We start from the raw sequence: 19,821 nt of genomic DNA, 5'->3' as shown, positions 1-19,821 counted from the left end.
ACCCCGGGCTACGACGGCTGTTCGGCGGCCGGCAGCACTCGATAGACGATCTCCACGCCACCACCGTCCAACGGCCGCGAGCTCTCGAATTCTAGATCGGTCCGCGGATCCAGCGAGTCGGTCAGGCGTATGCCGCCGCCGACGAAGAACGGCAGGATCACGAGCTCGAGTTTGTCGAGGACACCGAGCGCGCGATAGGTCTCGATCGTGGCGGGCCCACCGATCAGATGGACATCGCCGCCGCGATTGGCCGCACGCACCTTCTCCAGCAACCGCACCGGATCGTCGTCGACGATCACATCGTCGGGGGTGCCCTCGGGCCGGTGCGAACCGAGCACGAAGACCTCGAGATCCGGCCACGGCCAGCGATCGGCGGACAGCGCCGGTTCGAAGGTCGTACGGCCCATCAACGCGGCCTCACAGGTACGCAGGAATTCGGCGATGCCGTGACTGCCCGGACCGTGCACCGGATCGATGACCTGAGGCGGCCAGCCGTCCGGAGTCGTCACGTAACCATCGGCGGTCATACACAGGCGGGCCAGGATCTGCATCGGTTCATCCATTCTGTCGAGTCGCAGAAGAGACGATGCGTGCGGCCGAAAATCATCGACGGTCGGTGCGTCCATGCCATCCGGCCGGTCGGAGACGGACCCTTCACTCGCCCCGGTAGCGCACCTGGAATTCCTTGATGCCGTTCAACCAGCCCGACCGCAAGCGCCGCGGGTCGCCCAGCTTGGTGATGTCGGGAAGATGGTCGGCGACGGCGTTGAAGATCAGGTCGATCTCCAGTCTGGCCAGGTTGGCGCCGATGCAGAAGTGCGCTCCTGTTCCGCCGAAGGCCAAGTGCGGGTTGGGATCCCGGGTGATGTCGAAGGTGAACGGAGCGTCGAAGACCTCTTCGTCGAAATTCGCGGATCGGTAGACGATCAGTACCCGCTGCCCCTTCCGGATGCGCACGCCGCCGAGTTCGGTGTCCTCGAGCGCGGTTCGCTGGAACGTACTCACCGGCGTCGCCCATCGGACGATCTCGTCGACGGCGGTCTTGGGTCGCTGTGACTTGAAAAGTTCCCATTGGCCGGGGTTTTCGAGGAATGCGATCATTCCATGCGTGATCGCGTTACGGGTGGTCTCGTTGCCGGCCACGGCCAGGAGGATGACGAAGAAGCCGAATTCCTCCGAGGTCAGCGCTTCGCCGTCGACGTCGGCGTGGACCAGTTCGGTCACGATATCGTCGGCCGGCCGCGCCTTTCTCGCTTCGGCCATCTGCCAGGCGTAGGCGAGGAGTTCGGCGGAAGCGGCCAGCGGGTCGACGCCGGCGTACTCCGGGTCGTCGTAACCGATCATTTCGTTGGACCACCGGAAAATCTTCATCCGGTCCTCCTGCGGCACGCCGATCAATTCCGCGATCGCCTGCAACGGCAGTTCGCATGCCACCTGCGTGACGAAGTCACCCGCGCCCGCCTCGGCGGCCGCCGCCACGATGGCCTCGGCGCGGGCGGACAACTCCGCGCGCAGCCCGTTGACGGCCCGCGGGGTGAATCCCTTCGAGATCAGCTTGCGCATCCTGGTGTGTTGCGGCGCATCCTGATTCAGCAGAACGAGCCGCTGCATCTCCATCCGCTCGGGGGTGAGTTCGACGCCGTACCGCGGCAGCGCGGTGTTCTCGGCGTTGGAGAACACATCGCTGCGCCGAGACACCTCTTTGACGTCGACGTGTTTGGTCACCACCCAGAATCCGTCGTCCGGAAAACCGTCGCTGTGCGGCGGCTTCGAATTCCACCAGATCGGGGCCGCACGACGCAGTTCCGCCAGCTCTTCGACCGGCACCCGCCGGGCCCACATATCCGGATCCGTGACATCGAAATTCGCCGGGATATCGGGACGTGTCGCACGCATATCAACCACCGGGCCGTCATCGCTGACTGAAACAGGTTCTAGACACATTCAAGCACAATCGCCGGGCCCGGGGACGCGATCTACGGCGACCGCCATGACGGTTCGGCCGAGCCCGCGAGGGTCGCCGATCTACGCCGACAACCGAAACGACGGCCTACGCGCCACCCCACTCCAGGCGACGACGAGCAGCGCTGTCACGATCGGGAGCACCATCCAGACCATCCATACCGCGAGCACGAACTCGAGTGGATATCCCCCGGTCTCGGACTCGACGGGCAAGCTTTCGGGCGGAACGAGAACATTCGAGTACCAGACGTACAGCAGAACGAAATCCGCGACGAACAACACGCACCCGGCGAGGATCGACCTCGGCCGCCCGATGATCGCACCGGTCGACAGCGCGATACACGCGACACCGATGACGACGGCTTTGACGACGAGAATGATCCGCTGTGGGACGGGCGGGGCGCCCTCGTCGGGCATACCACCGAGGAACACCGCGAGCCCGTACAGGACCACGAGCCCGACGGCAACCACACTGCCCACTCCCGCAAGGACTCTCGCCCACCGCTCCACCGGTTTCATGAGGCCATTGAAGCAGGGGAAGGTTCCGGTCTCACCCCGATCGCCGACCGCACAATCCTCGTAGGGTGCCACGTGTCCGCGTCGATCGACCGCTGACCGGGAAATGTCGGCAGTGCCGCGTCGCGGCGATGGCAGGCTCGGAATATGACCTCCGTCGATACCCGCTCGGTACCCGAACTACTGGAATTGCCCACCGAACACGGCGTGCTGCGCTACCGCGACACTGGCGAGGGCCCGCCACTGCTGATGCTGCACGGATCCGGGCCCGGTGTCACCGGCTGGCGCAACTTCAGCGGTAACGTGCCGACCTTCGCCCGGCATTACCGCACGCTGGTGCTCGAGTTCCCCGGATTCGGGGTCAGCGACGACTTCGGTGCGGCACATCCGATGATGTCGGCGCAGCTGGCGGTCACCGCGTTCCTGGACGGGCTCGGACTCGAGACCGTCCGGATCATCGGCAACTCGATGGGCGGTTTCGTGGCAACGGAATTCGCTCTCGCCGCGCCGCAGCGGGTCGAACGTCTGGTCACCATCGGCGGCATCGGCACGAACATCTTCAGTCCGCAGCCGGGCGAGGGGATCATCCGGCTCAGTGAGTTCGTCGAGAATCCGACCCGCGACAGTTTGGTCGCCTGGCTGCGCTCGATGGTCTACGACCAGGCGCTGCTCACCGAGGAACTGATCGAGCAGCGCTGGGAGCAGGCCACCGAACCCGGCGTCCTGGAGAATTCACGGCGGATGTACGGCCGCGCGGCGCTGGCGCGCATGGCGGAGGCAGCACGCGCCGCCGATGTCACGCCGGGCTGGGCGAATCTGCGCCGGATCTCCGTTCCGACGCTGATCACGTGGGGGCGCGACGACCGGGTGAGCCCGGTCGACATGTCGCTGATCGCGATGCGGACCCTGCCCCACGGCGAGGTGCACATCTTCCCGAACTGCGGACACTGGGTGATGATCGAGCAGAAGCAGGCGTGGGAGGCGACCGTCTCGGCGTTTCTCGCCCGTTAGCCACCGCATCGGTGCCGGTTCCGCCGTGCGATTACGGGACCGGCACCGACGGTTGCGCCATCACCGCCCGCAGACCGACGAGCAGCATCTTCATACCGCGCAGCTGCAGGGCCTCCACCTCGGAGAAATCGCCGCCGACCTCCTCGTCGACCCACTGGATGTAGGCCTGGCGGCTGGTGTGCACGATCAGCTCCGCCGGGAGTCTGCGCAGGAACGGATCGTCACCGAGTTCGACTCTCGCCGAAAGGAATTCCGTGATCGGCTCGCAGAGTTGCTCGCCCCATTCCAGCCAGCGCAGACGGTACTGCGGCGTATGGATCATCAGCGTCATGAATTTGCGGTCGGATTCGGGTGTCCGGCGCTTGTACACCTCGGTGGTGAACGCGCGCGCCAGTGTTTCGGCGACGTCGGCGTCGGCCGGCGCGTTCTTCAGGAAGTCGATGATGATCGCCTGGCTGCGCCGGAACAGCGGCCCCATGACGTCTTCCTTCACCGGGAAGTGGCGGTGGAAGGTCCTCGGCGCGATGCCGACCGTCTCGCAGATGCGTTCCACGGTCGCGGAGGTGTCACCGTCGGCGACGAACATATCGCGCGCGGTATTCGCGATGGCCAGGCGCAACTCCTCCGCGCGGCGTTCGGTCAGCGTCGGCCTGGACGACTTGCTCACGACCTCTCTCCTCCTTGATCGCAATCCACAGTAACGCGGTCGGGAAAACGCCTGGAGGGGTTCGCATTCGTCGATCCGTTCGAGCACATCGATGTGATCTGCTTTACATCCATCTGCGCCCTCCTTAGACTCGGACCTGTCAGAATCTGACAGGTAGTCATATTCTGCACATGTCCGGCGGTTGGAGGCAACAGGTGGCAACGGTGCAGCTCGAACAAACCCCCAACGCGATGATCGATCGCGTGGCGTCCCTGCTGGAGGCCTTCGTCGGGCAGCGACCCATGACGCTGGCCGATATCGCCCGGCGCTCACATCTCCCGCGCTCGTCGGCGCATCGAATCCTGCAGCGGCTCGTGGAACTCGGCTGGGTGGAACGCCACGGCTTCGAATACGCTTTGGGCATAAGGATGTTCGAGCTCGGGTCGCAGGTGGTGCGCCAGCGCAGCGTCAACGACGTGGCGATGGCGGTCATGACCGCACTGCACCGGCGCACGGGCCTGACCGCACATCTGAGCCTGTTGTCCGGCGCGGAGATCCTGCATCTGAACCGGGTGGGCGCCTGGCCGACGCTGGGGCGCCAGTGGGCGGTCGGCGCTCGCCAGCCCGTCGAGTTCACCGCGGCCGGGCACGCGTTGCTGGCAGCGATGGAACCGGAGCAGTGGCCGGAGCTCGCCTTTGCCAGCGCGCCGACCTGCTACAGCATGCGGACTCGCCGGCAACTGGAGCGTGAACTGGAGAAGGTGCGCGATCGCAGCGGAGTCGCGGTGGACTCGCAGGGCTGCGCGCTGGGAGTAACGGTGGTCGCGGCCGCGCTCGACATCGATGTCGACCGCGGGCGCGTGGCGGTGTCCCTGTGTGGTCCGACGCGCTCGATCAAAACCAGCGCGGTCGTCTCGGACGTACGGCTGGCGGCGAACGAGATCCGGCGCGTGGCGCTGGCGGCGCCGCGGCGGGGTCCGCAGCCCGTGCGCGTCTGACCGTCACGAGTAGCGGTGCGGCACAGGTACTTTCGCGGGCGAAACACCTGCGCGCACGCCGCCCCCTGGAATCAGGCGGGCTGGCCGATCGGGCGGATCGTCACCGTGTACCGTCGGCATGCTCGACCTCACCTGCCTCAGCCTCTTCAGCGAGGACAGCCGCCAGCGGTTGCTCTGGTTCACCCCACGCGCCGGGACCGACACCGCCGAGAAGCTCGCGCTGCTCACGGTCGTGGGCACACAGGCGATGCACACCGAACCGGTCCGATGAACCGATCGAAGAGATACCGCACGGGCCCCTGTCGTCGAATGACGGCAGGGGCCCGGTGTCTCGATATCCGCTCAGCGCGCCGCGCTGTCGAGCACGCGTAGATCTCCGGATTCCGCAGCGGACCGGATCGATTCACGAAGCTGCGAGCAGTCTCGCATCGCCGCGTCCGAGAGTGCGCCGGCGGCATGACGTTCCACGCACGCGGCACGCGACTCCGCGATGTACTCACGTTTGAGCACGAGCCCGCCCACGCCGATCGCCATGTCCTTCATGCCGCGCCACAGTGCCTTGCGCGGGGTGCGCGCGATCAGGTTGAGCCACTTGTAATCCGCGCCGGTCACCGGCATCGGCAGCCCGGATGCCTCCATCACCCCGGGACGCAGCCGCGACCGGTGCGCACCGAGCCGGGAAGCGTCGAACGGCTTGCACTCGCAGGTGCGTCCCGCCGCCGATCCGCCCGGCAGTTCGGGGTGATAGTCGGAGTAGCCGTCGGCCCACATGAATGTCATCGGAGTGGTCCGTCTCGGCTGTGTGGTTTTCGCTGGAGTTCATCGCCGATCGGCCTTTCATGCTTGCTTCATCTGCTTGGCCCACAACCATTCATGGCCCCAATAGCTGTCGGCGGTGATCTCCTCGGCGGTGTAGTAGGACTCGTCGACCAGTTCGCCCGCGGTCCCGTATTCGATATCCCAGCCGCCGGGCACCCCGACGTAGAAGGAGATCATCTTGTCGTTGGTGTGGCGGCCGAGCGTCGAGGACACCGGGAAATCCCGTGCCATCACCTGATCGAGGGCCCGTCCGACGGCATCGAGCGAATCGACCTCGACCATTACGTGGATCAGCCCGGGGTCGCGACCTTCCGGCGCGGGCATGATCGCCAGGCTGTGGTGGCGCTGATTCACGCCGAGGAACCTGATGCGCAACGGCCCGGTCCCCGGAGGCGAGGGCATCCGGAATGCGCCGCGGGACAGGAAGCCCAGCGTTTCGGTGTAGAAGGCGTAGGACTCCTCGAAGTTGGCGGTCGGCATCACCACGTGACCGAGCCCCTGTGCGCCGGTGACGAATCGCTGCGCGTACTTGGTGACGACCGGACTGTGTTCGAGGACCGGTCCGTGGAAGAACTCCAGCGGTGTGCCACCCGGATCGGTCATGCAGATACCGGCTTCGACCTTGCGGCGGTCGGCCAATTCCTGTGACATGGGCGTGAATTCGTATCCGGCGTCGCGCAATGTCGCTTCCAGCCGGCGCAGCGCCGGTCCGTCGCGCAATTCCCAGCCGACCGCGCTCACCCGGTCGACATCGGCACGTTCGACGGTGATCCGCGACGGGCGCTCGTCCATGCGGAAATGCAGCGCATCCGTCTCGTCTCCGAATCCCGGTGCGAATCCCAGCACATCGAAGCCCAATTCCCGCCAGCGATCCATATCGGTGGCGAGCACCCGGACATAGCCGAGCCCCTTGATTTCAGTCATGGACAACCGCTTTCGATCATGAGATAACTCGCGTTCTGTTCGGGCTCGGTCAGATCATCACGCGCAGGGGACCCTGCGGCACTTCCACACCCAGCGAAGCCATGGCGGCGGCGTGATAGGTCGTGCTGGAGACGTGAATGGCGTGGTGCAGCCCGGCGTGGGCATCGCGCCAGAATCGTTGCAGCGCATTGTCCATGCGCAGCGCGTTGCCGCCGGCGCGGTCGAAGATGTCGTCGGCGGCGCGGACCGCCCGCCACGCCGACCGGATCTGGTCCCGGCGCACTCGGGCGCGCATTTCGAAATCGATCTCCTTGCCCGCGTCGACCAGGTCCCAGATGCGGTCGACATTGGCCAGCAACTGCTGCCGGGCGGCATCGATCTCGGAGGCGGATTCGCCGAGTGCGTGCAGGACGTAGGGGTCGTCCTTGACCAGAGTTCCGGTGGCCCCCACCCGATTTCGCTGATAGTCGATGCCGGCGGCCAGCACGCCCTCACAGATGCCGATCGTCGCCGAGGTGATCCCCAGCGGGAACATGGTCGACCACGGCATCTTGTACAGCGTTTCCGTGACGCCGTATTCCGCGGCCGCGCTCCCGTCGATGACCTTGCCCTGATCCATCACCCGGTACTCGGGGATGAACGCGTTCTTCACCACGATGTCCTTGCTGCCGGTGCCGCGCAACCCGACGACATCCCACGAGTCCGCCACGATCTCGTAGTCCGAGCGGGGCAGGATCACATGCAGCGGCTGCGGCGGCATGACCGGCTTGCCGTCCGCATCGCCCACCAGAGCACCCAGGAAGATCCAGTCACAGTGGTCGGTGCCGGAGGAGAACTGCCAGCGCCCGCTCATGACGTATCCGCCGTCGGCCGGCACCGCGACACCGCCCGGCATATACGGCGAGGCCATCCAGGTATCGGTGTCCTCGCCGAGAACCTCCTCCTGCACCTTCGGATCGGCGAAGGCGAGCTGCCACGGGTGCACGCCGACGATCCCGGCCACCCAGCCCGCGGATCCGTAGAGGCTCGCGGTCTTCATCACCGTCTCGGCGAATTCGCGCGGATGCGACTCGTAGCCGTTGTACTTCTTGCGCTGCAGCATCCGGATGACGCCGGCGTCCTTCAGCCCTTTGGCCATATCGTCGGGCAGCCGGCCCAGCGAATCACCCTCGTCGGCCCCGTTGCGAATCTCCTCGGCGATGCTGTCGATACTGCCGATCACTGTGTTGGACATACGGCCCAGCTTGGCGGCTCGGCCCGCATTTGTGACCTGAGTCTCCTACTCATCGGAACACCGGATCGCGGTCGGGGGCCCGGGCGAAGGGCCGGGCGAGCGATTGAGGTAGCGGACTACTCGTGTGGAACACACGCGGGCGAGCCACGCTGAGCACATTGCTTCACACCGAGGCGAGCCGCCGGCTCGGACGTACCGGTGGCCTTTCCGAACGAGGGAATGGTGTCGTGGGTACCACGTGGGCGCGCCGGCTGCCTGCCGGAATCGCCCTGATCGGAGTTACCGGACTGCTGCTGTGGGTCTGGCTCGCATCCGGATGGGAAACCATCGGAAAGGTCGCCGGCCTGATCACCGCGGTCATCGGCGTGCTGACCGCGGTGGCGGCACGATGGCCGGGACAGCGGACCACCGTCGATCCCGATGCCGCCTTGGAGGCGCTGGCCGGCGCGGTGCGTGAGCAGTGGCAGGCGGAGGAGAGATTGCGCCGGCTGCCCGACCCGCGGCCGCTGCAACTGCACTGGGAGAACTGTCGACGAGACGGGGTGATGGATTACTGGGAGGTGATCCGCGGCGTCGAAGGCTGCGACACCCCGATCGAACTGGGAGGACGGCTCTGCGAGATCGTCGAGGTCTTCGAGCGGATCCCCTCACGGCGGCTGGTGGTCCTCGGCGAACCCGGATCGGGCAAATCCGTGCTCGCGATGCAATTCACCCTCACCGCGGTGCGACGCCGAAGCCCCGGCGATCCCGTCCCGGTATTGATGCCGGTCGCCTCGTGGAATCCGGGCGAGGCGAGCCTGGCGGCGTGGATGGAAGCGCGGTTGTGCGTGGACTATCCACTGCTCGGCGGCCGCGGCGCATCGGGATCGACGCTGGCGCACGATTTGATCATCCGGGGCCGGATCTGGCCGGTTCTGGACGGCCTCGACGAAGTCCCCGAAGAGCTGCGCGGCGAGGTGATCACCGCGTTGAATCGCACCCTCACCGTCGGCGACCCGCTCCTGCTGACCAGCCGCTCGGCGGAGTACGAGGCCGCGGTCGACGCTGCCGGCGACGTCGTGACCGCCGCCGCGGTGATCGAATTGACCCCGCTCGGACTCGAGGAGGTCGCGGCCTATCTGCGGGTCACGTCGGCGCCGCGGCGGGGAGCAAACAAGTGGGATCCCATCCTCACCCATCTCCACGACCATCCGCAGGATCGCCTGGCCTCGGTATTGACGACACCGTTGATGACCTCGCTGGCGCGGGCCGCCTACAGTGACGGACGCGCCGATCCCGGCGAGCTGCTCGACGCCACCGCCTTCGATTCCCGGGAGGCAGTCGAGACTCACCTCCTCGACCAGGCGATCCCCGCCGGCTATGCGAGCGAGAGCTCGCCCGCGGGTCGCAACGGCGACGCGGTGGTCGAGGCCGAACGTCGACTGCGCTTCCTGGCAGGCGACCTCGATCGGTCCGGCGAACGCGAATTAGCCTGGTGGAAGCGGCATCTCGCCATTCCGACGCCATTGTTCGCGGCGGTGTCGGGACTCGCGGTCGGGGTACTCGTGATGGCAGTGACGATCGTGGCGTCATGGCCGACCCATCGCTTCGCATCGATGAGATGGGACGAGAGTGTCGAGTGGGCAGTTCGGCTGGGACTGCTCGCCGCGGTCGTCATCGCCTTCTTCGGCCCGGCAGACCTCGACCGCGAGCGGCCGGGATTCCGCCGCCAGGCTGAACGCTTCACCATGGTGATGGCCCTGGGATTCGTCGCTGCCTTCACCGCCACCGGGCTGAGCTACTGGGCATGGGCCGATGTGAGCTATCGATCCGCGATGGTCGAGAGCGCAGTCGCCGTTGGACAATACGTCGCGGAAAGCTTCTTGCTCATCGCACTCGTCGTCGGATTTCTCCGCGTGCCGCCGGCACGGTCGCCGGCTGCTGCTCTTCGAGAATCGCCCCGCATCACCGACACCGCCGCCCGGCGAGTCCGGGCGAGGATCGGACCGTTCGCGGGCACGGCGGCCGTGGTCGGGGTGGTTTTCGGACTCATCTTTGCGATCGGCGTGTATACCGAACATGTTGTGGTGAAGCACGAGTCCGTACGCGAAGCAGTTCTCGTCGCACTGCGCGAGTGGCTGGCAGTGGGGTCGACCGTCGGAATCTGCTCGGCAGTCGCGGTGCAACTCGCCCGTCACATTCTGCGGCCGGTCTTCGAAGCCGGCGCCGTACGGACAACGCTCTGCCAGCCCCGGATTTTCGCAGCGGTCACGGTCACCATGGCCGGGGCCCTCGCCGGCGCGGTCGTACTACCGTTCGCTAAAGACATGCTGCTCAGCGGCACGGCCGGATGGGGTCCGGTTCTGCGCACTGGGAAGGCCGGTATCCGGCTCGCCCTCGGCCCCGCAGTCGTTGTGGGATTCCTGCCGTGGGAACCGCGGCCGATGAGCCTGGAGCTGCGACTGCGAGGCAGACTCCTGCGTCTGCTCATCGTTTCCACGATCGCCGGGGCGGCGGGAACGGTGGCGCTCTGGTTCGCGGCCGACCTTTCCGACGCCGGGGAGAAGGCACGAGACTGCCTCCTCGTCGGTCTGCCGTTCGGCCTCGCTGTCGGAATACTCGCGGTCGCGCTGGATCGGCCGGTCACGTTGGACCGACCGATCGGACCGCTGGCGTCGCTACGACTGGATCGACGAGCGGCCGTCGTCTACAGCCTCGCCTATGCGGTCGCCGCCGGCGCGGCCACCTGGCTCCACACCGCGATCAGCCGGACCGCCACGCTCGGCGCCGAGGACATCGGCGTCTTCGCCGTCGCCTTCTTCGTGATCTCCTATTTCCTCACGGCCTCCGGCCGGCACACGATCACCTCCGTCTGGTTGTGGCTGGCCGGTCGAATGCCGTTGCGGGACATGGAGTTCTACCGCGTCGCCCACCGCCGCGGCGTGCTGCGCCAAGTCGGCAGCGTCTACCAATTCCGGCATGCCTTGTTGCAGGACCGGCTCGCCGCCGACGGGCGACGGCCCTTCCCGCACAGCCGAATACACACCGCACTCGTCCTCGCAGCCGCCGTGTTCCTGGCGCTGTCGTCTGTTGCCGCGCTCGTGCACCATGCGTATGAACGCCGCGAGTCGCTCGCGCGGACCAACGCGGCCACACTTCCCTTCGACGATGTTTCCATACCTCTCGGTGTCGCGGCCGACCACGCTGGAACGCTGTACGTGGCCGGCACGACGTTCGAGAAGAGCGGCGACGTCGTCGACAAGAACGCCGCCCTCGGCCGGCTGTGGCGATGGCAGAAGGATGAGCCGGCGCCATCCATGCTCGAAATAGCCGACCTCGGAATAACGTTCACGCTGGCGGTCGACCGAGCAAACAATCTTTATATCGCCGACAGCGACAGACATCACGTTCTCGAGTTGAGCCCACGATCGATCGTCCCGGCGATATTGCCCTTCCCGGAACTGGTGAAGCCCTTCGGCCTGGGCGTCAGCGAATCGGGCGACGTCTACGTTTCCGACAACGGCACCGGTATCGTCTGGAAGCTGCCGGCCGGGTCGATGACCGCGATCGCTCTTCCGTTCCCGAAACTCGTCCACGTCACGGGTGTCGCGATCGACTCCGCGGGAACCGTGTACGCCGTCGAAGCCGGCCGCAATCGCGTATTGAAGTTGACCATAGGATCAACGGTCGCGACGGCACTGCCGTTGGACGGCCTCGACAAACCGAGCGGGATCGCCGTCGACGCGGAAGACACCCTGTATGTCTGCGCCTGGAACGGCCGAGTAGTGAAGCTTCGTGCCGGATCGACCGACCCCGAGAGGGTGGAGATGACCGGACTCAAGCGGCCGCAGGGCATCGCTGTAGATGATGCGCACAACCTGTACGTAACGAACCCCTACGACAACCGCGTACTCGAACTACCTTCGCCCCGATGAGAGCTTAACCGGCGACGCCCAATGTGAATCACCCGGTATCGCCCCGAAATAGCACCGCTCGGCACGGGGCGCCCGGCACCGCACGCCATTCCCACTATGACAGTCGGAACGGTCGAAATCTCGGGTAGAACGCTACCCGGATTCAAACGGAAATATCAGGCGGATTCGAGTATAAATGGCTCTCCCCACACTGTGTGACAGCCACTAAAATTCAAGGGCACCACACCTTTTGGATCACCGGGTGATCCGGTTTCCGGGATTTGCGTCCGGATGACGACGGCGGGTTTCGACTACGCCCCACAAGCGAACTCCCGGCGTGAACTACGTTTATCTGTTCGCCCTGGTAATCCTCTTCCGAAGGGCGAAAGACATGTTGGTACGAATTCATCACAACGGCGACGACGCACTGATCGCATGGAAACCCGACGGGTTCATTCCGGGGTGCCGCGGTTTCGCGCTCATGCGGCGACGCAACGGCATCGAAGAGGTCGTCAGCACTTGGGTCGGCTTCACCGACGACCAGGCCACCGCCGGCGAACGTCGCGCGTCCACGAACTGGCCGATTCAGAAATATCAATGGACCGACTACATGGCCGATCCCGGCGACAAGGTGGCATATCGGGTCCTGCCGATGGTCGGGGACGACAAAGCCAACCTGCGCCCCGACCCGGACGCGGCGAGCGACTGGACCGACGAGATCACCCTGACGCATATGGCATCGCCCGATATCGAGGCGGTATTCAACCGCGGAATCGTTGCCGCACAGTGGGTCTCGCGCCGATTGGGGGTCACCGGCCACGAACTGCAGAACGCGAAGCTGGAAACCGTACTCGAGACCACCGGCGATCCACTTCGGAACTACCTCGCCGGACCACTGGGCACGCGGTTGTTCACGCTGCTCGACAAGGCCGCCGGGGACGGATCCGAGGTATACGCGGCGTTGTACGAACTCGACGATCCTCAGCTGGAAGCCGCCCTGGCCGAGCTGGGCGAGCATGCGCACGTCGTACTGGCGAACGGGAGCGTGAAGAAGAAGGGGGACGATCAGAACGCCGAGGCGCGCGACAAACTGCGTGGGCAGATCGACCTGCACGATCGCATGTGTTCGCCGCGCGCTCTGGGACACAACAAGTTCCTGGTCGTCTGCGACCAGGAATCCACACCGCGATGGGTGTGGACCGGCAGCCAGAATTGGACCATGACCGGGTTGTGCACTCAGGCCAACAATTCGCTCCTGATCGAGGACCCGGACCTCGCCGAGCAGTATCGGCACCAGTGGGACCTGCTCGAGCAGGCGGGCGATGCCACACCGGCGAGCCTGCGCACCGACAACAGCACACCCCGGGACGAGACGGTGGATCCGGCCCGGGTGCGACTGTGGTTCACCCCGACCGTCGGACAGGTCGACCTCGACGACGCACGCACGCTCATCACGGGCGCGGAGACCGGCATCCTCTTCCTGATGTTCAATCCGGGACCGAAGGACACCCTGCTCAACACGATTCTGGACACGGCTCGCGCGGGACGACCCGACGACCGGCGTCTCTACATTCGCGGCGTCCTCAATCAGGACCCGAGCACCACGGCCAATCCGGTGCACCTGTTCGATCAGGACAACACCGAGAAGGCCGACTTCGACGTCGTGCTCCCCGCAGCCATCGACGCGCCGACCATGTTCTTCCGCGAAGAATTGAAGAAGCTGGATCGAGCATTCGCGATGGTGCACAGCAAGGTCATCGTGATCGACCCCTTCGGGGCGAACCCCGTCGTGCTCACCGGGTCGCACAACCTGGGCCCGAAAGCCAGCGGGACCAACGACGAGAACCTGCTCCTCATTCGCGATACGCCGGGCTTGGCCGACGCGTACGCGACGAACATCATGTCCGTCTACAACCAGTACCGGTGGCGCTTCCGCCGGCACCTGCAACCACCGAATCTGCGATGGCAGGGCCTGGTCGACAGCGACTCCTGGCAGAGCTGGTACCTGAAGCCCGACAGCCCTCAGATCCGCGAGATCGACTTCTGGGTCGCATAGCCGGCGCGGAGCGCGGGCGCCGTGCGGGGGTGGTCCTGCCCGTCGGCGACCACCTCCCCGAGGAACTGCGACTGAAGAAGACCGTCGCACGCCTCGCGACCTACCTCCAGGGTTACGGCGACCTCCTGGTCCGCACGAACGACTGGGATCCCGCTGTGCTGCAACGCTTCCGCGACGACCCGATCGTGCAGTCGATCGGCGGCGGAATCGACAGCAAGGCCACCACCGCCCAGATCGAACACATCGCCGGCCTGATCCCCGACGAGTGGCTCGCCTCCGCCGCCACCGGCACACCCGAGCAGTGCGTCCGGCGCATCCGCGACGAATTCGGTGACGGCGCAGACCGAGTCATTCTGCACGGCGCCACCCCGGACGAACTGGCACCGATCCTCGACGCCTACCGCGCCGACCGGGCCTGACGGGAAGCCGGAGGTGCGCACCTGCCACCGGAATACCCACGAGCGCCGATCATCTCCGCCCGGCAGGCGCATTCGGTCAGTGCGAGCGCAGCCAGTCGCGGTAGTGGGTGGCGGCCAGGTGGGCGTCGGGGGGCGCTGTCAGCTCGTCGCCTTCGACCGCGGCGAACAGGCCCGCGGTGTTGTCGGTGACGACGTGGCGGTGGTCGCCGGTGGCTTCCAGCGTGAGGCGGCCGAGTTCGTCGAGAGCGAAGACGTCGGGGCCGGCGATGTTGCGAATGCCCTGCAGCGGTGAGCCGGTGGCCACCGCCGCGACCTCGGCGGCGACCTCCGCGGAGCTGATGGGCTGGATCGGGGTGGCGGGCAGGTGGATGGCGTCGCCCTCGGTGGTCGAATCCATCGTCGGCGCGATGAACTCCATGAACTGGGTGGCGCGCACGATCGAGTACGGGATAGGGCCTGCCTCGACCAGGTTCTCCTGCAGGGTCTTCGCCCGGTAGTAGGCAAGGGCGGGCACCCGGTCGACGCCGACGATGGACAGTGTCACCAGGTGCCCGACACCGGCGGCCTGCGCGGCGGCCAGCAGGTTGGTCACCGTGGTGCGAAAGAAGTCGAGGGACGCGTCGTCGAAGGTCGGCGAGTTGGTTACGTTCACGACGACCTCGGCGTCGTCCAGCGCGCCGTCGAGGCCCTGCCCGGTGAGCAGGTCGAGGCCGGTCGAGCGGGAGTGTCCGGTCGCCTCGTTTCCCGCAGCGGTGAGACGCTCGATGACCTGGGAGCCGATCAGTCCGGTGCCGATGACGGAGACTTTCATGAATGCTCCTACCTTTGGGTTCGAACTCGGAGGCCCGGATCACCAGGGCCACAGGTGTCAGGGCGTTGCGCCTGCCTCGGTCGGCGGAGCGTAAAGCGCCGTGGCGGCTTCGTAGTTCAGCGCAGCAATCTTATCGGCGTGCGGTCGCGGGCTAGGTCGATGCGCTGAGAGGGTTTCGACGGCGCTGCCGAGTTGCTGCCGTCTCGTGATCCGACGAGGAACGTGCCCGGTTCATCGTTTCCGCGTCGGGGTGATCCCGGCCAGGAGTACGTCGGCGACGTGGTCGGCGTAGGTGAGGGGGTCGATGTCCGGGTTCGTGTCGAGGTATTCGAGCATGCTGTCGACCATCCCCTGGTAGGTCACCGCCAGCAGGTGCGGATCGAGATCCGCGCGCAGCTGCCCCTGTTCCTGACCGCGCCGCAGGAGTGTGGCCTGCCGGGCATACAGGGCGCTGTACTCGCGGTCGCGAAGCGCGGCACCGCCGCCGAACGCGCCCAGATTGAGCACGATCTGGCGGATCGTTCGCAGCTCGGCGCCATGCGTCGCGGGCAGTTGCGCCGCGCGCCGAATCGCCGCTCGCAGCAGATCGTCGACATCGGCGTCGAGGTCGATATCGGCCGCTACGTCCGCTTCGAGCGAGGTGAACGCGCGCCGGGCGGCGTGTGCCATCAGGTCGTCGAAGTCGGTGAAGTAGTGCCAGAGCAAGCCTTTCGACACCCCGGCGGCGCGTGCGATCGCATCGGCGGTGGCCGCGGCCAGCCCGTCCCGTCCGACGATCTCGATCGCGGCGGTCTCCAACTGGAGGCGGCGGGCCTCGGCGCTGAGCCGCTGCCGGGCGCGCTGATTCGCGGCCGTCATATCCGCTCGCGAACGACCAGGACGATGATCAGTGCCATCAGCACGGCGATGCCGAGCATCTCCACTCGCATCCACCCGGGGACGAAGTGCGGTAGCAACGCCTCGATGACGTTCACCAGGAACAGCGCGGCCGCGATTACGCCGACGGCACGCAGCGCCGTGACGCTGCCACGACGTGCGGACCGGAACCGCAAGGGCAGCAGCACCGCGAACGCCGCGACGATCACCGCGTGCCCCCACGCCTCGCGCGGTGCCTCGTGCGGGGCCGTCACCGACAGAATCGCCAGGGCGACAACGGTTGCGACCGCAGTCACGAGATAGGCCCACACCAGCATGCCGAGACGGTCGGGCTCGACCGGTGCGTCGGACGTCTTATTGACCATGCAGTCAACACTAATGACCGGCCAGTCAATACGTCAATGCGCTCCTCGGCACATCGGCGCTATTCGTCGGCGATCCGAATGATCGTTCTGCCGGGCGTGCGATGGCGGCGGGCGAACGCGGACGCGGTCTCGGCGAGCGGTCGTACGGAGCCGACGATGGGCTCGAGCCGCCCCTTCCTGACCCGCTCGGCGAGGTCGGCCAGGCGCGCGCGGTCGGGTTCGACGACGAAGAAGACGGCCCGCCCGTCCCTGGGCTGCGTGGTGGGCGGCATGGCGATGGTGACGAGAGTGCCACCGGGACGGACCAATTCGGTCGATCGCTCGAGGATTCGGCCGCCGATGACGTCGAATACCACGTCCACCGCACCGGCGTCCCGCAGGTCGTCGCCGTCCAGGTCGAGGAAGGCCTGTGCGCCGAGTCCGAGCACGATGTCACGGTCGCCGGCTCGGCCGGTGCCGATCACGTGTGCGCCCACCTCGCGCGCGAGCTGCACGGCGATCGAGCCGACACCGCCCGCGGCGCCGTGGATCAGGACCGTCCGCCCGCACGTCAGGTGCGCGTGGTCGAACAACCCCTGCCATGCGGTCAGGCCCGAAATGGGCAGCGCGGCGGCCACGGTGTAGTCGATATCGGCCGCGAGCGGGGCGAGGTTGCGAGCCTCCACCGCGGTGTATTCGGCCAGCGATCCGTCGCGCGCCCAGTCGGTCGGCCCGAAAACCCGCTGGCCGACGGCGAGACCGGTGGTTCCGTAGCCGAGTTCGACCACGACCCCGGCCAGCTCGTGCCCGGGGATGGTGGGCGTCCGATCGCGACCGGCGCGGTCGGACCAGGTCGTCGGCCACTCGAGTTCGCCGGGCGTGAAGCCGGCGGCGTGCACCCGCACCACGACATCGTTCTCCGCGGCGTGCGGGTAGGGCATGTCGGTCAACGTGAGCCCGGTGATACCGGAATCACGGTCGCGCACGGTGATCGCTCGCATGCTGGAGTCCTTTCCGGGGCGTCGCCCGTGGCGGCGGCCGGTCAGCTCGGCCACGGCGAGCCGAGGATGCTCTCGACCGTTGTCGTGCGCCGGAAGCCGGGGATGAAATGCTCGAGCACATCCGAATTCACTGTGCCGTCGGTAGTTTCCGGACGGTTCCGGAGTCCGTCGACGTAGGTTCGCAGGAACTCCTTCTTGAAATCCCCCCTCGGGTGGGCCGCGAGGATTTCGCTCAGCTGGTCGTGGTCCAGTACGTCCATGCCGAAGCCCACCACATCGGTGAGGACGCCGAGGTGCGTGGCCGCGATCTCCGCCGCCATCCGAGCCGGAATGCCCGGCGTGGTGTGCAGCGCGACCGCAGTCCAGACCCTTTCGGCTGCGGTGGTCGAAAATCCGTGCGCCACAAGGAACTTCCGTGCGTGGTCGGCGCTGTCGACCTCGAAACGTTGAACGGCGTCGGAAAAAGGGGTCAGCAGGCCGCTGTCGTGGAATATGGCCGCCAGGTACAACAGTTCCGGATCGGGCGTCAGGGCGAGCCTGTCGGCGTGGAGGAGGCCGAAGAGAAATACCCGCCTGGAATGGTGATAGATGAGAGGGCTGGTGGTCTCCCGAATGTGCCGGGTCGCTTCGACGACCGCAGCAGTGTCGGGAATCCTCAACCCGGCGATGTCCTCTGGCATGACGTCTCCCCTGCGACTCTGCATACCTCATCCCCCCGCGGTCGGGACGACCACGGGGGGATGAGACCGGAGCGATGACAGTGCCTTACGCCGCGGAGACGAGCGCGTCGGCTGGAACGGGCGCGTCGGTCGGGGCGGGGTTCGGCGGGAGGGGCGCGGTGAGCCCGACGATCGCGCCGACCGCCGCGCCGAGTGCCCCGCCGAGCGCGGCCGCGGGACCGGCGACTATCGCGGCGCCGACGGCAGCGCCGACCAGCGGTCCGACCACCACGCCGGTCGGCAGGAACGGGAGACCGACGACGAAGCCGGCGGCCGCACCGAGTGCCGCGGCCGGGATCGCGAGCGGCGCGGACACCGCCGCACCGATGCCGGCGCCGATGGCCGCGCCGACGCCCGCGTCGACCACCGTCGCGGCGCAGCGATCGGGATCGGCCGGAACCTGTTCGCAGAACGTCTCGATCGGATGCTGATCCTCGACGGGCAGCGCATCCGCGACCGGGACCGGTGTGGCGGCCACCGGATCGACGGGTACCGCGGCCGCGGTGGCGGCGGCCAGTGCGTCAGCCGTCACAGCCGGGGCCGAAGCATCGTCGACGGGTGCGTTCTGCGGGGCGACAGCCGAATTGTCCTGAACGACAGGTCCCTCGGCGGGCGGCAATGGCAGCGGGAAGGGAAGTAACCCCTGCACGTCGTGCGCCACCGTTTGCCAGTCCACTGCCAGCGGCGGCACAGCGGGCGCATGCGCAGCATCGGCCGGAGTGAGAACGAGATCACCGGGAGACGCGGTGGCCACTCCCGTGCCTAAAAAGACCGCAAGCGGCAACATGCTCGCAATCAACAGTGGACGTGACATGCGCCGATGACCAGTCTCCGGCATTTCACACCTCCCGGGTGTATATCTTCGAGTTTGTCCCGACCCTCTCGCATGGTGGTGCACGTTGCAGCTGAGGTAGTTTAAGCTCCAACCGGGACCGGACAGTGAAGAAACGTCGAATCCATGTGCGTCGATCGAATGACGATTTCCGGTTTCGAAACCTCGAACACGAGCTGCGGGCGCAGCCACCGACGCGACTTGGCAAATTTGTGGCAGTCCATCGGTGGCGGGCGACACGCGACACATCCACACAGCCCAGGATGGAACACGGCTATGCATGCCGCTGATTAGCTGTCCCGCCGACCGGCGGCTGTCAGCCGCCAACTGCCCGAGCGACTCACGCCGCCCCGGCCACCGCCCGGCGTCGAAACACGGACGCGGAGCAAACGCGGAGCGAGGAGGCCTCCCCCGAAATTTCCTCCTGCCGCGGCAACCAAGCGTAGAAAGAGACCATGGGAAGGCAGGCAGCCGTCGTTGTCTACGTGCTCGCGCTCGTGGCCGTCGTGGTGAGCGTGGACATCCTGTTCTTCCGGCACCATTTCCGGGAACGACTGCTGGTGAATGTCGGCATCGTGCTGGTGTTCGCCGCGTTCTATCTCAGGTTCGTGCAGCGTTCGTAACACGGCGGGCGATGACGGAGACGAACACACTCGCCTCCTGTTCGAAGCGTCCGTAACGGAGTTGTGAGTCGCCGGAAGCGCACGAAGGCCTGGGATACGCTGGCACGCACCGTATCCCAGGCCTGTTCCTTCGTTCG

The 19,821-nt window shown here is 66.6% G+C and carries 18 protein-coding genes and 2 pseudogenes; 7 read left to right on the top strand and 13 right to left on the bottom strand.

Features of this window, described 5'->3' with window-relative positions:
* Positions 1–8 precede the first annotated feature (8 nt).
* The 3 genes from C8258_RS04895 to C8258_RS04885 form a co-directional block, all read right to left on the bottom strand.
* Positions 9–563: a dihydrofolate reductase family protein gene (locus C8258_RS04895; RefSeq protein ID WP_199195590.1), complete on the bottom strand. Its 555-nt coding sequence runs from the start codon at positions 561–563 to the stop codon at positions 9–11.
* Between the two features lie 91 nt (positions 564–654).
* Entirely contained in the window at positions 655–1,101 is a 447-nt protein-coding gene (locus tag C8258_RS33605; protein WP_369974710.1) for a cytochrome P450, read from the bottom strand.
* Positions 1,102–2,025: 924 nt separating this feature from the next.
* Positions 2,026–2,481 carry a hypothetical protein gene (locus C8258_RS04885; RefSeq protein ID WP_146161165.1) on the bottom strand — a complete coding sequence of 152 codons (456 nt, stop codon included), beginning with the start codon at positions 2,479–2,481 and terminating at the stop codon, positions 2,026–2,028.
* A 144-nt stretch (positions 2,482–2,625) separates the two neighbouring features.
* Here C8258_RS04885 and C8258_RS04880 point away from each other — a divergent pair, with 144 nt between their 5' ends.
* Positions 2,626–3,489 carry an alpha/beta fold hydrolase gene (locus C8258_RS04880; protein ID WP_106954128.1) on the top strand — a complete coding sequence of 288 codons (864 nt, stop codon included), beginning with the start codon at positions 2,626–2,628 and terminating at the stop codon, positions 3,487–3,489.
* Between the two features lie 31 nt (positions 3,490–3,520).
* Here C8258_RS04880 and C8258_RS04875 read toward each other — a convergent pair whose 3' ends face one another.
* Positions 3,521–4,156 carry a TetR/AcrR family transcriptional regulator gene (locus C8258_RS04875; protein WP_039779670.1) on the bottom strand — a complete coding sequence of 212 codons (636 nt, stop codon included), beginning with the start codon at positions 4,154–4,156 and terminating at the stop codon, positions 3,521–3,523.
* Positions 4,157–4,350: 194 nt separating this feature from the next.
* Here C8258_RS04875 and C8258_RS04870 point away from each other — a divergent pair, with 194 nt between their 5' ends.
* Both C8258_RS04870 and C8258_RS32515 read left to right on the top strand, forming a co-directional pair.
* Positions 4,351–5,133: an IclR family transcriptional regulator gene (locus C8258_RS04870; RefSeq protein ID WP_106954127.1), complete on the top strand. Its 783-nt coding sequence runs from the start codon at positions 4,351–4,353 to the stop codon at positions 5,131–5,133.
* Positions 5,134–5,251: 118 nt separating this feature from the next.
* Positions 5,252–5,404, top strand: a complete 153-nt coding sequence (locus C8258_RS32515; protein WP_158271226.1) for a hypothetical protein — start codon at positions 5,252–5,254, stop codon at positions 5,402–5,404.
* 203 nt (positions 5,405–5,607) lie between these two features.
* Here the strand turns inward: C8258_RS32515 and C8258_RS04865 are convergent.
* The 3 genes and pseudogenes from C8258_RS04865 to C8258_RS04855 all read right to left on the bottom strand — a co-directional run.
* A pseudogene (locus C8258_RS04865) lies at positions 5,608–5,928 on the bottom strand (3-ketosteroid-delta-1-dehydrogenase); the annotation flags it as partial.
* A 42-nt stretch (positions 5,929–5,970) separates the two neighbouring features.
* Complete coding sequence (locus tag C8258_RS04860) at positions 5,971–6,876, bottom strand: VOC family protein (RefSeq protein ID WP_106954126.1); 906 nt, start codon at positions 6,874–6,876, stop codon at positions 5,971–5,973.
* A gap of 49 nt (positions 6,877–6,925) precedes the next feature.
* On the bottom strand, positions 6,926–8,110 hold the full coding sequence (locus C8258_RS04855; RefSeq protein WP_106954125.1) for an acyl-CoA dehydrogenase family protein: 1,185 nt from the start codon (positions 8,108–8,110) through the stop codon (positions 6,926–6,928).
* A 227-nt stretch (positions 8,111–8,337) separates the two neighbouring features.
* Between C8258_RS04855 and C8258_RS04850 the strand changes: the two genes are divergently transcribed.
* The 3 genes and pseudogenes from C8258_RS04850 to C8258_RS04840 all read left to right on the top strand — a co-directional run.
* Positions 8,338–12,024, top strand: coding sequence for an NACHT domain-containing protein (locus tag C8258_RS04850; RefSeq protein WP_106954124.1), 3,687 nt, complete (start codon positions 8,338–8,340; stop codon positions 12,022–12,024).
* Positions 12,025–12,394: 370 nt separating this feature from the next.
* Positions 12,395–14,059 carry a phospholipase D-like domain-containing protein gene (locus C8258_RS04845; protein WP_106954123.1) on the top strand — a complete coding sequence of 555 codons (1,665 nt, stop codon included), beginning with the start codon at positions 12,395–12,397 and terminating at the stop codon, positions 14,057–14,059.
* Positions 14,060–14,100: 41 nt separating this feature from the next.
* Positions 14,101–14,478 (top strand): annotated as a pseudogene (locus C8258_RS04840) (TIGR03857 family LLM class F420-dependent oxidoreductase); the annotation flags it as partial.
* Positions 14,479–14,554: 76 nt separating this feature from the next.
* On the opposite strand, the gene C8258_RS04835 reads toward C8258_RS04840, so the two are convergent.
* From C8258_RS04835 to C8258_RS04810, 6 genes are all read right to left on the bottom strand, one after another.
* Positions 14,555–15,289: an SDR family oxidoreductase gene (locus C8258_RS04835; RefSeq protein ID WP_106954122.1), complete on the bottom strand. Its 735-nt coding sequence runs from the start codon at positions 15,287–15,289 to the stop codon at positions 14,555–14,557.
* Positions 15,290–15,520: 231 nt separating this feature from the next.
* Positions 15,521–16,147, bottom strand: a complete 627-nt coding sequence (locus C8258_RS04830) for a TetR/AcrR family transcriptional regulator (RefSeq protein WP_106954121.1) — start codon at positions 16,145–16,147, stop codon at positions 15,521–15,523.
* Positions 16,144–16,530 carry a hypothetical protein gene (locus C8258_RS04825; RefSeq protein ID WP_106954120.1) on the bottom strand — a complete coding sequence of 129 codons (387 nt, stop codon included), beginning with the start codon at positions 16,528–16,530 and terminating at the stop codon, positions 16,144–16,146. The genes C8258_RS04830 and C8258_RS04825 overlap by 4 nt, the downstream gene beginning before the upstream one ends.
* 59 nt (positions 16,531–16,589) lie before the next feature.
* Positions 16,590–17,510 (bottom strand): NADP-dependent oxidoreductase, encoded by a 921-nt coding sequence (locus C8258_RS04820; protein ID WP_106954333.1) that lies wholly within the window; start codon positions 17,508–17,510, stop codon positions 16,590–16,592.
* 41 nt (positions 17,511–17,551) lie between these two features.
* Positions 17,552–18,190 carry an HD domain-containing protein gene (locus C8258_RS04815; RefSeq protein ID WP_106954332.1) on the bottom strand — a complete coding sequence of 213 codons (639 nt, stop codon included), beginning with the start codon at positions 18,188–18,190 and terminating at the stop codon, positions 17,552–17,554.
* A gap of 85 nt (positions 18,191–18,275) precedes the next feature.
* A complete protein-coding gene (locus tag C8258_RS04810) occupies positions 18,276–18,983 on the bottom strand; it encodes a hypothetical protein (protein ID WP_146161164.1) in 708 nt (235 codons plus the stop codon).
* Between the two features lie 533 nt (positions 18,984–19,516).
* Here C8258_RS04810 and C8258_RS32810 point away from each other — a divergent pair.
* Entirely contained in the window at positions 19,517–19,684 is a 168-nt protein-coding gene (locus tag C8258_RS32810) for a hypothetical protein (RefSeq protein WP_199195589.1), read from the top strand.
* Positions 19,685–19,821: the final 137 nt, after the last annotated feature.

The sequence above is a fragment of the Nocardia sp. MDA0666 genome, from assembly GCF_003023875.1.
GTDB classification, from domain to species: domain Bacteria; phylum Actinomycetota; class Actinomycetes; order Mycobacteriales; family Mycobacteriaceae; genus Nocardia; species Nocardia aobensis.
The sequence above is the reverse complement of the archived record's forward strand: the minus strand, read 5'-3'. Positions and strand labels throughout refer to the sequence as shown.